Genomic DNA, 287 nt, shown 5'->3' on the forward strand with positions numbered 1-287 from the left:
CAGCAGGAATGGGCAGCCGCCTCGGCCGCTCACTGCCCAAACCTTTGACCGAACTCAATGACGGCCGCACGATCATGCAGCAGCAGTTCGACAACATCGAGCACGCCTTCGGCAAGAAGACCAAGGTCACCATCGTTGTGGGCTACAAGCTCGAGCACATCATCGAGGCGTTCCCACAGGCATCCTTCGTCTACAACGAGCAGTACGACGTGACCAACACGTCCAAGAGCCTGCTGCGAGCCCTGCGCGCATCCGCCAACGGTGGCGTGCTGTGGATGAACGGCGAC

General features: G+C 60.6%; 1 protein-coding gene. It reads left to right on the forward strand.

Annotated elements, in window-relative coordinates; all coding sequences use genetic code 11:
• Positions 1 to 287 (forward strand): NTP transferase domain-containing protein (locus tag BV453_RS01680; protein WP_249520714.1); only part of this gene is annotated, 287 nt, incomplete at both ends.

The organism is Microbacterium sp. ER1 (genome assembly GCF_023383675.1).
In the GTDB taxonomy this organism is placed as follows: domain Bacteria; phylum Actinomycetota; class Actinomycetes; order Actinomycetales; family Microbacteriaceae; genus Microbacterium.